10 protein-coding genes are annotated in these 11,782 nt (G+C 61.9%); 8 read left to right on the top strand and 2 right to left on the bottom strand.

The features are described 5' to 3' along the window. The first annotated feature begins 9 nt into the window (after positions 1-9). From OVA07_RS13795 to OVA07_RS13760, 8 genes are all read left to right on the top strand, one after another. The gene (locus tag OVA07_RS13795) at positions 10-867 is read left to right on the top strand and encodes an aldose 1-epimerase (protein WP_268172038.1); all 858 of its coding nucleotides are present in this window, start codon (positions 10-12) and stop codon (positions 865-867) included. A gap of 83 nt (positions 868-950) precedes the next feature. Then, on the top strand, positions 951-2,054 hold the full coding sequence (gene hppD / locus OVA07_RS13790) for a 4-hydroxyphenylpyruvate dioxygenase (protein WP_268172037.1): 1,104 nt from the start codon (positions 951-953) through the stop codon (positions 2,052-2,054). Next, a complete protein-coding gene (locus OVA07_RS13785; protein ID WP_268172036.1) occupies positions 2,051-2,605 on the top strand; it encodes a VOC family protein in 555 nt (184 codons plus the stop codon). Before hppD ends, OVA07_RS13785 begins: the two co-directional genes overlap by 4 nt. A gap of 214 nt (positions 2,606-2,819) precedes the next feature. Continuing rightward, complete coding sequence (locus OVA07_RS13780) at positions 2,820-4,985, top strand: outer membrane protein assembly factor BamB family protein (protein ID WP_268172034.1); 2,166 nt, start codon at positions 2,820-2,822, stop codon at positions 4,983-4,985. Positions 4,986-5,039: 54 nt separating this feature from the next. Then, positions 5,040-7,295, top strand: coding sequence for a TonB-dependent receptor (locus tag OVA07_RS13775; RefSeq protein ID WP_268172033.1), 2,256 nt, complete (start codon positions 5,040-5,042; stop codon positions 7,293-7,295). Positions 7,296-7,309: 14 nt separating this feature from the next. Continuing rightward, positions 7,310-8,362, top strand: a complete 1,053-nt coding sequence (locus OVA07_RS13770) for a Gfo/Idh/MocA family protein (RefSeq protein WP_268172032.1) — start codon at positions 7,310-7,312, stop codon at positions 8,360-8,362. Further along, positions 8,362-9,171: a hypothetical protein gene (locus tag OVA07_RS13765; protein ID WP_268172031.1), complete on the top strand. Its 810-nt coding sequence runs from the start codon at positions 8,362-8,364 to the stop codon at positions 9,169-9,171. Before OVA07_RS13770 ends, OVA07_RS13765 begins: the two co-directional genes overlap by 1 nt. A 27-nt stretch (positions 9,172-9,198) precedes the next feature. Next, positions 9,199-10,461, top strand: coding sequence for an MFS transporter (locus OVA07_RS13760; RefSeq protein ID WP_268172030.1), 1,263 nt, complete (start codon positions 9,199-9,201; stop codon positions 10,459-10,461). Between the two features lie 76 nt (positions 10,462-10,537). On the opposite strand, the gene OVA07_RS13755 is transcribed toward OVA07_RS13760, so the two are convergent. Both OVA07_RS13755 and OVA07_RS13750 read right to left on the bottom strand, forming a co-directional pair. After that, positions 10,538-10,786, bottom strand: coding sequence for a Dabb family protein (locus OVA07_RS13755; RefSeq protein WP_268172029.1), 249 nt, complete (start codon positions 10,784-10,786; stop codon positions 10,538-10,540). Between the two features lie 65 nt (positions 10,787-10,851). Beyond that, positions 10,852-11,763 (bottom strand): sugar phosphate isomerase/epimerase family protein, encoded by a 912-nt coding sequence (locus OVA07_RS13750; protein WP_268172028.1) that lies wholly within the window; start codon positions 11,761-11,763, stop codon positions 10,852-10,854. Between the last annotated feature and the right edge of the window lie 19 nt (positions 11,764-11,782).

The following is an 11,782-nucleotide window of genomic DNA, read 5'->3' as shown; positions in this document are numbered from 1 at the left end:
GAATATCCGATGATTACGCTCGCGGTTGACGGTTATGAACTGGATATCGTCCCCGAAATTGGCGGCGGCGTGGCCCGGCTCGACTGGTGTGGCGATGCCTTGCTGCGCCCTGCATTTGGCCCATCTGCTCTCGACCTTGCCAGCTTTCCGCTAGTGCCCTTTTCCAACCGCATCGCCAACGGTCAGTTCCGCCACGGCATGCGCGATGTGGCGCTGTCACCCAACTTCCCCTCGGTTGACGCAACGCATCCGCTGCACGGCTACGGTTGGATCAATGCGTGGCAAACGCTCGAATCTGGACTCGATCATGTCGTGATTGAACACCGTCACGCGGGTGGTGAATGGCCATGGCCCTATCTGGCGCGACAGACTTTCAACCTTTCGGCGCAGGGCGTGCGCATGGCCCTGTCAGTAACAAACACTGGCGATGAAGCGATGCCTGCGGGCCTTGGTTTCCATCCCTATTTCCCACGAGACGGCTGCACGGTCTATCGCGGGCTGCATCGTGGTGAATGGCGGGCCGCGCCCGATTGCCTGCCTGTTGTCCTCAACGATGCTGGTGCGGCGGTCGATTGGTGGCGGGGCCTGCCTGTCGCCACGCGCAATGTCGATACGGTTTACGATGGCCGCAGCGGTCCGCTGGAAATCCTCTATCCGGATCGTGGACTGGAAATCACCGTCAGCGCATCGGAAAATCTGCCCTGCACGGTGGTCTATGTCCCGGCGGACGCGACGTTCTTCTGCGCCGAACCGGTAAGCCATACCAGCAATGCCATCACCCGCACGGATGCGGTCTATCCCATGACCACACTGGCACCGGGGGAGGGGATGGAAGTGGCCATGACCATCTCTGCCCGGCGGATCTAACTCCCTCCCAGTCGATCATATTGCATCGCCATCTGGTTTTATTTGAAACCAGTGCTATGATGGATCGATATGGGAGACAGCCTTTGAATCCTCAGCCATCCACCGACCTGTTCGACAACCCGCTGGGCCTCGACGGGTTTGAATTCATCGAATTTTCCGCGCCCGAAGCCGGCACGCTCGATCCCGTCTTCGCGCGCATGGGCTTTACCCATATCGCCAACCACCGGTCAAAGCATGTGCAGCTTTGGCGGCAGGGTGGGATCAATCTGATTGCCAATTACGAACCGCGCAGCCCTGCGGCCTATTTTGCCGCCGAACACGGTCCGTCGGCCTGCGGCATGGGCTGGCGCGTGCGCAATGCGGCCAAGGCTTATGCCACTGCGATCGAACGCGGGGCCGAACCGGTTGAGGTCAGCACTGGCCCCATGGAACTGCGCCTGCCCGCCATTCGCGGCATCGGCGGGTCGATCATTTACCTGATCGACCGCTATGGGGATGACTTGTCGATCTATGATATCGATTTCGATTACCTGCCCGGCGTTGATCGTCATCCAGTGGGCGCGGGCTTTCACACCATCGATCACCTTACGCACAACGTCTATGGCGGGCGCATGTCGCATTGGGCCGCCTTTTATGAGCGCGTGTTCGGTTTCCGCGAAATCCGCTATTTCGACATCAAAGGCGAATATACCGGCCTTACCAGCCGCGCGATGACTGCGCCCGACGGCAAGATCCGCATTCCCCTGAATGAAGAGGCAAAAGCGGGCGGCGGCCAGATTGAGGAATTCCTTCGTGCGTATAATGGCGAAGGGATTCAGCACATTGCCTTTGCCTGCGACAATCTGCTGGCCGGGTGGGATAGGCTGAAGACCAGCGGCACGCCTTTCATGTCCCCGCCGCCTGCCACCTATTACGAAATGCTGGCCGAACGCCTGCCCGGCCATGGCGAGCCGGTGGACGAGCTGCAAAAGCGCGGTATCCTGCTCGATGGCTCAACCGAACAGGGCGATCCGCGCCTGCTTTTGCAAATCTTTTCTGAAACGCAGATCGGCCCGGTGTTCTTCGAATTCATTCAGCGCAAGCGCGACGAAGGCTTTGGCGAAGGCAACTTCACCGCCCTGTTCAAATCGATGGAGCGCGATCAGATGCGGCGCGGTGTCCTGCAAGCCGAAGGAGCCGCGCAATGACCACGGCCCTGACTACAGCTCCCGCCATCACCCGCATTCACCACGTCGCCTATCGCTGCCGCAACGCGAAGGAGACGGTGGAATGGTACGAGCGCGTGCTGGGCATGCGCTACACCACTGCCTTTGCCGAAGATAAAGTGCCTTCCACCGGCGAAGACGATCCCTACATGCACGTCTTCCTCGATTGTGGTGGGGGCAATGTGCTGGCCTTCTTCGAACTGCCCGGCCAACCGGATATGGGCCGCGATCCCAATACGCCTGCATGGGTGCAGCATCTGGCCTTTGAGGTGGCTGATCTCGACGCGCTGCTGGCAGCCAAGGCCCATATCGAGGCACAGGGCGTCAGCGTGCTGGGGCCAACCTATCACGGTATCTTCAAATCAATCTACTTCTTCGATCCCAACGGCCACCGGCTTGAACTGGCCTGCAACATCGGAACACCCGCCCAGCACGCTGAACTGGCCGATCTTGCTCCCGTCATGCTGGAAGAATGGGACCGCACCAAACGCGCGCCCAAGCATGCCGAATGGCTGCACAACGAACCGGGCTAGAACCTGCCTTAGAGTAAGGTTCTGTAATTGCAGGCGCTCCTTTGAAGACCTGTGATCTATCGCGGCTGCCGTGCGGGGGCAGTTCCGGCTTCTGATATGACTGTTGAATTTGCCTGATCGACGCCAAGTCGGCCTGTCAAAATGAATGGCTTCCCGCCATTGCGTAAAATGTTTAATCAGATTAAAGAATCGCGTGGGGCTGGGAGAGTGTCTGGTGGAGAGATTGCGCGGCAGCGGGCGCTTGCGGCCGTTAAGCGTTCTTGCAGCAGGAATTGCGGCGGTCGCGTTGGCGGCTGCCGGGCATAATGCTGTTGGCCGTGGTCTGGCCGATCAACCTGCTGCTGACGATTGGGCCACTTATGGCGGTGATGCAGGTGGCAGCCACCATTCCACGCTGGCGACGATCACCCGTGACAACGTGCGCGATCTGGCTCCGGTCTGGCGCTTCGACACAGGCTTGGGCGGCTTGCAGACATCGCCGCTGGTTGCCGATGGCGTCCTTTACGCCATGACGCCCGCGCAGGAGGTGATTGCGCTGGATGGTGCCAATGGGCGCTTGCTATGGAAGCACGCCATTGCCCAGGCCGGGCAACAGCCGGTGCGCGGGCTTTCGCTGTGGCGTGAAGGGGCGCAGCAGCGGCTGCTGGTGGGCGCGGGGCCGTGGCTGATCGCGCTTGATCCTGCAACCGGGCAACCGGCTCCGGGCTTTGGTAGCGATGGCCGCGTGGACTTGCGCGAAGGGCTGGGCCGCCCGGCCGAACAGGTGCCGCTGGCTATGACCAGCCCCGGCGTGATCTGGGGCGATACGATCATCGTCGGGTTCCGCACGGCTGAGGCAAAGCCCGCAGCGCCCGGCGCGGTGCGCGCCTATGACGTGCGCACCGGAAAGCTGCGCTGGACCTTCGATCTATTGCCAAAACCGGGGCAGCCGGGCAGCGAGACGTGGGCCGATGGTGCGCTTGAAGGTGCAGGCGCGATCAATTCGTGGCCGGGCATGGTGGTCGATCAGCATCGCGGGATCGTGTTCGTGCCCACCGGATCTGCGGCGGACGATTTCTATGGCGCGGATCGCAAAGGGCAGAACCTTTACGCGAACTCGCTGGTTGCACTGGATGCGCGCGACGGGCGGCATCTGTGGCACTACCAACTGGTCCATCACGACATCTGGGACCGCGACCTGCCCAGCCCGCCGGTGCTGTTGACGGTAAATCAGGGCGGTCGCCGTATCGATGCCGTGGCGCAGGCGACCAAGCAGGGGTTCGTGTTCCTGTTTGACCGGGTTACGGGCAAGCCCCTGTTCCCCATCGATGAAATGCCTTTTCCCGCCAGCACCGTGCCGGGCGAAGAAGCGTGGGCAACCCAGCCGGTGCCGCGTTTGCCCGCGCCCTTTGCGCGGCAACGGCTTGATGCCGACATGCTGACGCAGCGTACCCCCGAAGCTCATGCCGCCGTTGCCGCAGCCTTTGCCGACATGCGCAGCGAGGGGCTGTTTGTGCCGCTGTCGGTGGGCAAGCCCACGGTGGTCTTCCCCGGCTTTGACGGCGGGGCGGAATGGGGCGGGCAGGCGGCAGATCCGGCAACCGGGGTGCTGTTCATCAATGCCAACGACGTGCCATGGACAGGAGCGCTCGCGCCCGTTGCCAAGGGTGACGGGACCGGCGGCGAAGCGGTTTATCAGCAGAATTGCGCGGCCTGCCACGGCGTTGATCGCAAGGGTTCACCGCCCGAATTTCCGTCGCTGGAAGGTGTCATGGGCCGCCACATGGAAGGTGATGTCTTCGGCATCATCATGGGCGGCAAGGGGCGGATGCCTGCGTTCTCGCATCTGGATCAGGCGCAGCTTCTGGGACTGGTCGATTACCTTCGCCGTCCGGCAGATGGCCCCCAGCGCGAAATGGTCGCCGGGCAGGGTGCTGCCGGTGCGGCGCAGGGTTATGTCTTCACCGGCTATCGCAAATTCGTCGATCCCGATGGCTATCCCGCCGTTGTGCCGCCTTGGGGAACGCTCAGCGCAATCGACATGAATGATGGGCGCACGCTCTGGCGCGTGCCACTGGGGCGTTATCCTGCACTGGCAAAGCCGGGGATGCCTGACAGCGGATCGGAAAACTATGGCGGTCCGCTGCTGACCCAGGGCGGTGTGTTGTTCATCGGTGCGACCATCCACGACCGCCTGTTCCGCGCGTTCGACCCGCGTGATGGGCGCGTGCTGTGGGAAGCGGGGCTGCCTTATGCGGGCGTGGCAACGCCGATCACCTACAGCGTGGGCGGGCGGCAGTTCGTGGTGATTGCGGCGAGCGGCGCGCGCGATCCCGCCGGGCCGCAAGGGTCAGCTTATGTCGCCTTTGCGCTGCCGGAACGCGGCGCGCGCCTGAAGTGACTGGGAAAAACAATTTTAATCAAAGTTTTGATGTGAAGTAGAGGGGGAATGCAAATGATGAAAGGTATCAACCGTACCAGCGCGCTGCTGCGCTTTACGGCAATGGCGGCACTGGCCACAGCAATGACCGGGACGGCCCATGGCGCAGAAGATCAGGCTGCGCCGCAGGCTGAGCTGGCGCCGGGCGAAATCATCGTCACGGCAAATCGCACGGAATCGCTGCTGTCAAAAACGCCGATTGCCATGACGGCAGTTGGCGGCGCTGAACTTACCAAGGGCGGCATTACCAATCCGACGCAACTGGATGCGGTGGTTCCCAACATCGCGATCACCCGCGACAACGGCTTGCAGATCACCATTCGCGGCGTCAGTTCGGCCGACAACACGGAAAAGGGCGATCCGTCTGCCGCGTTCATGCTCAACGGCATCTACATCGCTCGTCCGCAGGCGCAGGAAGTCAGCTTCTTCGATATCGAGCGCGTCGAAGTGCTGCGCGGGCCGCAGGGCACCCTTTATGGCCGCAACTCCACCGCAGGCGTGGTCAATGTTCTGGCCGCGCGGCCCAAGATGCAGTTCAGCGGTTCGCTGGAGGCGATGTATGCCAGCTACGATAACCTGAACGTCACTGGCGTTCTCAATGTGCCGGTCGGTTCAAACTTTGCCGTGCGCGCAGCCGTCAACGTCGACCGCCGCGATAACTTCGTGGTGGATGGCAATCCCGGCGATGGCGTGTCGATTGACCCGTTCAAGGACAACATTTCGGCCCGCCTTTCGCTGCTGTGGGAGCCGACCGACGCGCTCTCCATCTATGTCGCGGGCGATTACAGCAAGGTGAAGGGCAAGACCGACAATTCGGTTCCGCCGACCAACTTCTATTCCAACATTGTCACCGGCGAACGCGCCACTTTCGATGCTCCGGTCTTTCTGGATCGCAGCAGCCGGGATTATCGCACGCTGACCAATGCGCTGGCCCAGCCTACCCGCCGCAACAATGATGACAAAGGCATCATGGGCGAGGTCAATTATGATTTCGGCCCCGCCGTGCTGACCTATCTTGGCTCCTACCGCGAGTTCAACCGTCGCGAAGTCATCAACTATGCCAATGGCCTTGTCATGGCGGCGTTCCCCGGTGACTACTGGCAGACCTCGCACGAACTGCGTCTTGCGCTGACCGGCGATGGCCCGCTGCAACTTCAGGTCGGCGGATATTTCTTCAAGGAGCGCTCTGACATCCTGTTGTCGCTCTACAATCTGCTTGGCCCGAACACGGCGTTCCAGTTCCTGCGCAACCCCACGGAATCGGAAAACAAGTCCGCGTTCGGTCAGGCCACCTATGAAATCACCGATGGGCTGAAACTGACAGCCGGTGTCCGCTATTCCAGCGATACCAAATCGCGCTACGGCTCCACGGCGGTTGATCGTTACACGTCGATCGTCAATGCCTACAACCTTGGCCAGTTCATCGATCGCACCACGCTGGAAGTGACCGGGGCAAAGCGCACGTTCAACAAGACCACATGGCGCGCAGGCATCGACTATGACAGCCCGCTGGGCCTTGTCTTCGCCTCGGTGTCCACCGGTTACAAGGCAGGCGGCTTCAACGATGGCTGCGAAGTCGGCACCGGTCCTGGTTGCAGCCAGACCGCTGAAGCGCTCTACTACAACCCCGAAACGCTGACGGCCTATGAAGCGGGCTTCAAGTTCAAGTTCGGCCCGCAGTTCCGCCTGAACGGCACCCTTTTCCACTATGACTACGCAGGCCTGCAGCTTACGCAGGTCATCAACATCTGCGGTCCCAATGGCGATCTGCCGTGCACCGTCACGCGCAACGCCGCTTCGGCCAAGGTTGATGGTGTGGAACTTGAAGCCGATTTCCGCTCCAGCGACCGGTTGAGCGTGCATCTGGGCGTGAACTATCTCGACGCGCACTACTCCAGCTTCAAGCCCACGCCCAACATCGACTTTTCTGGCCGCCCGCTGGAACGCAGCCCTAAGTGGACCTGGACAGCAGGGGCCGATTATCGCCTGCCGCTGGGTGAAGGCAGTCTGGTGGCTTCGGCGCTGACCCGTTTCAGCAGCCGTTATGAAATCACCGACAAGGGCAACTACGCCTACTTCTATCAACCGGCCTTCACCAAGACCGACTTGTCGTTGACGTATGAAGCGCCAGAGAACCGCTATTCCGTGGGCGTATTCGTGCGCAATCTCGAAAACGAGATTACCGTCACGGCAGCGACCGCCGGGTTCTTTGGTAACGTGACCTTTGCCGATCCGCGCCAGTTCGGGGTGCGCGCCGGTATGAAGTTCTGAGCAGGAGAGGCGGGATGACGATCATCGGCGTTGGCATTCTGGGCACGGGATTGGCGTTTCAGGCCATCCATGCGCGAATGCTGGCAGAACTGGCCCCCCGGTTTGCGGTACGGTGCGTGTGGGATCCCGATCCCGCCCGCACGGCAGACGCCGCCGGGTGGCTGGGCGCACGACCTGCGCAAACAGCCGATGATCTGCTTGATGATCCCGCCGTTGACGTGGTGGTGATTGCCAGCCCTGCGCGGTTCCACGCCGCGCAGGCGCTGGCCGCCATGCGCGCGGGCAAAAAGGCCGTGCTGGTGGAAAAGCCGCTATGCGCCACACCGGAAGAGGCCGATGCCATCGCGCATCAGGCGCAGGCCAGCGGCACGGCCCTGCTGGTGGGGGCAATGCACAGTCATGATCCGGCGTGGCTTGCCGCGCAGGATGTGCTGGCGGACGCGGCGTTTACGCCTTCACTGGTCCGGTCTAGCATCATCCTGCCGCCAAATGCCCGCTTTGAAGAGTGGTCCACACAGCCGCTAGCCCCTGTCGCTTCCCCGGCAGGTGATGGCGCGGCTGCTGGAGGGGCGGGCGCCATGACGCCCGCCCAGTTGATCCGCCTTTCGATACTGGAACTGGCGATCCACGATCTGCCACTGCTGCGACGGCTTCTGCCTGAAGGCCATGCCCCTCGTGTGCTGGCCGCGCGTTTGCGGCAGCCGTTCGGCTATGCGGTCAGCGTGCAGGTGGGAGACGTAGTGGTCGATCTGTCCGGTATGCTGCACGGCCATTGGCAAACCCACTGGACGCTGGAAGCGGTAGGGCCGCAAGGGCGCCTGGCGCTCGATTTCACGCCATCGTTCGTCATGGCAGGATCGGGCGCGATGACATGGCACGGTCCCAATGGGGCGCAAACGCATCCGTCTTCCGGTCAGAATGGTTATATTGGCCAATGGCTTGCCGTTGCCGCCATGCTGGATGGAACACGCGCCTTGCCCGATCCACGGACGGCTGCGGCAGACTTCCGCTTTGCCCACGCCATTGCCGAACAGGCCGCTGCGCTAATTGATGGAGTGACGGCATAATGACGGCAACCGAAACATCGCTGGCCGTGGCGCTGGTCAGTTCGCAACAGGGATGGGCGCAAGGCCTGGTGGCATCGTTGCCCCGCTCTCTGCGCTGCACGGAACATGCCGCTGCCGCGCAGCTTGCGATGGTTGATGGCCGTGACGATTGGCCGCAAACCGTGGCATCGCTGCTGGCGGCAGATGCGCAAAGTATAGCGCTGGTCGAACCCTGCCTGACCCATCTTGGCGCAACCACAGCGCTTGTCGCTGCCATTGACGCGGCGGGCGCAGACTGCGCCGTGCTGGAAGCGCTGGCGAGCAATCCCGCCCTTGTCGGCTTGCGCGATGTGCTGACGCGCGGCTTTGGCGAACTGGTGCTGGACGGGCGTGATCCGCAAGGGGCGCCCCCGGTACTGCTTCGACACATTCGCCTGCTGCGCGCCTGCGGGGCTACAAACCTGCATCTCAAAGCGCTTGCGGTGACCGATAGCGCATTCCTGATTGATGGACAGGCGCAGATGGCAGGGGCGGAAGTTCGCCTGCGCTTGACTGGTGTGCAGGGGCACGATGTCCCCTGTGCCAGCCTTACCGCCCATGCCGCCGATGCCACGGCCCGGCTTGTCTGGCATGGCGGGGCCGAAGCGCGCCCGGCACAGGTCAGTCTGGCCGATGCATCGGGTCTGCGCTGCCTGCCTGCCATGCACGAAGGCGGGCATCGCCATGGCCTGCGAGCTCTGCTGGCAGATCAGGAGCCCACTGGCAGCGCAGTAATGCGCGCCCTGATCGAAGACATGGCCACAGTGCACAATCTGCTGGGCGCTCCCTGATCGACAGGGAAGGGGGAGAGGAAAAATATGACGAGCGCAGCAACCATGGATCAACACGGTCGGCTCGATTGGAAAGTGATGCTGGCCTATTGGTTTGCGCAGTTCGCCGCGTGGCTTGCGCTGCTGACGCCGGTCATCATCACCATTGCCCTAAAAATCAGCGTGATTGCCGGACCAGAGGGCAAGGCCAAATGGCTTGGCCTTATTCTGGGGCTGGGTGCAGCCACGGCGATGATTTCGGCACCGATCTGGGGCGCCATATCAGATCGCACCACGGCCCGCATGGGGCGGCGCAAACCGTGGATCATCGCAGGCGCGGCCTCGTTGCTGGTTGGCCTTTCGATCATGGCGCTGGCCAGTGATCCGCTGATGTTCGGCCTTGGCTGGCTGGTCTGCCAGATCGGATCGAACGCCGCACAGGCCGCTTTGAACGCGGTGATGAGCGATATCGTGCCTGAAGGACAGCACGGCCTGATGTCGGCCCTCTTGGGCGCGTCGATGACGGCGGCTATGGTTACAGGCGTGTTCCTGACGCAGTTCACCCATGGTTCGTCGCTGGCGATGTTCCTTGTGCCATGGCTGGCAAGCCCGCTGGCGGTGGCGCTGTTTCTGTGGGTGGTGCCTGACAGTCCCGCTGTTCCACGGCGTATGGAACGGGTGACACTGGGCAAACTGTTCGCCTCTGTCGGCATTGCTTCGCTACGCCACCGCGATTTCGCGTTGGCCTTTGCCAGTCGCTTCCTTGTCCTGCTGGGATCGGCTTTCGCGTTGACCTATCAGGTCTATTACTTGACCGATTACCTGCATGTTCCTGCCGATCAGGTAGCCCGCTTCATGGTTTTGTCCACCGGCATGATGGGCACGCTGACCTTCGTGGTGTCCTGTTTTGGCGGGTGGCTGTCTGACAGGGTGGGGCGGCGTAAACCCTTTGTCTGCGGGGCGGCGGTATTGCTGTCGGTGGGGTTGATCGCCATGGCGACGGCCACCAGTTTTGATGGCTTCCTTGCTGCGGCGGCGCTCGTCAGCGTCGGGCAGGGTATGTATTACGCGGTTGATATTGCGCTTTGTGTGGAAGTGCTGCCAAACCGCGACAATGCCGCGCGCGATATGGCCGTGCTGCAAATTGCAAATTCCCTGCCACAGTCACTGGCGCCCACGATTGCCCCGCTGCTATTGGGCCTTACGATTGGCGGGTTGTCGGGCGGGAATTACCCGGCGCTGTTCGTGTTCGCAGGGTTGGTGGCGCTGATCGGCGCTGCGGTCATTCTGCCAATCCGCAAGGTGCGTTGAATTTGGCAGGAGGCCACAGTCTTGGTTCGGATGCGACGGTGCGAATGCTGCACTATGGCTGTCGCACCGCCCGCGTCTACACAGGAACGCTGTCGTAAACCAGAACCCTGCTCCACAAGTGGCCGCGTTCCTCGACGAATGCCAGATGGGCGGTGTGCACCGGATAGGCCACCTGTTCGGCAAGTCCTGTGAAGTGCATAGTTTCGCTCACGTCCCATGATGCGTCCACCACGTCGCGCGTGACCTCGGGCGAGGGGGGGCCGACCTGTAACGACAGCACCCCCTCAATCTTGCCAAGCGTGCGCAGTCCTTCGATCAGATGCATCCGGTCTCTCTAGATTCCCGGATGGGCTAACCAGAAATAGACCTGATGCATCATGGGCTTATCCTTTACAAAAGGTGGGGGAACACGGCGCGCACTTGTGCGGCCACTTCGGCGGTTTTTTGCCAGGGATCACCTTTGCGGCCTTCCCATTCGATGCTGATATCGCCTGTATACCCTGCATCGGCGACGATCGACAGCGCGCGCGAAAGATCGGGCAGAGGTGTGCCGTCCCGCGCCGGATCGACCGACTTTGCGTGAACCAGTTTCGCATATGGGGCCAGCGCGGCAATGCGGGCATAAAGCGGTTCGAAATCCAGCCCCGCATCGTCGGCATCCGGGTTGGCAAAGCGGGCGTGCGACAGCGATACCAGCGGTTCGAAATTGCCGAGGTCCAGCAGCAGGCCAAGTCTGTCAGCACCCACGTCGTTGAGCAGCGCGGTGATGAATGTCGGGTCGGAACTGCTGCCACCGTGGTTTTCAATCAACAGCGTCAGGCCCAGTTCACGCGCCGCATCGCTCAACCGTTGCAGGCTTTCAACCAGCGCCGGACGCGCTTCTTCGGCCAGTGTCGATCCCGGCGAACCGGCGTTTACGCGGACAAAGCGCGCGCCCAGCCTGGCGGCAATGCGGAACCATTCCACTGTGCGGGCTTCGTCCTCTGCCCGCCATTGCGGGTTCAGCCCGCCGAAATCGCCCAGATCGATGGGTACCGTCAGCAGTTTGACGCCTGCTGCATCCAGCCCTGCGCGCAGGGTTTCGATCCGCGCGTCGTCGTGGGCATCGAACTGAATTTGGCACAGTTCCACCGCGCTCACGCCAATCTTTTCACGGGCGGCGGCGGCAAATTCTTCCATGGTGTGGTGGCGCGGAAAGTCGAAGGAGTGCTTGTGCAGGGTGCCTTCATCGTCGCGGCGTTCGATGGAAATCGGACCTAGAACGCTGTGCAGGCTGAAGCTGGAAACGGCAAGTTGCGGCATGATGGATAAGTCCGTTCGT

The sequence above is a fragment of the Novosphingobium sp. SL115 genome, assembly GCF_026672515.1.
Taxonomy (GTDB): domain Bacteria; phylum Pseudomonadota; class Alphaproteobacteria; order Sphingomonadales; family Sphingomonadaceae; genus Novosphingobium.
This window is presented reverse-complemented; position numbering and strand designations above follow the sequence as displayed.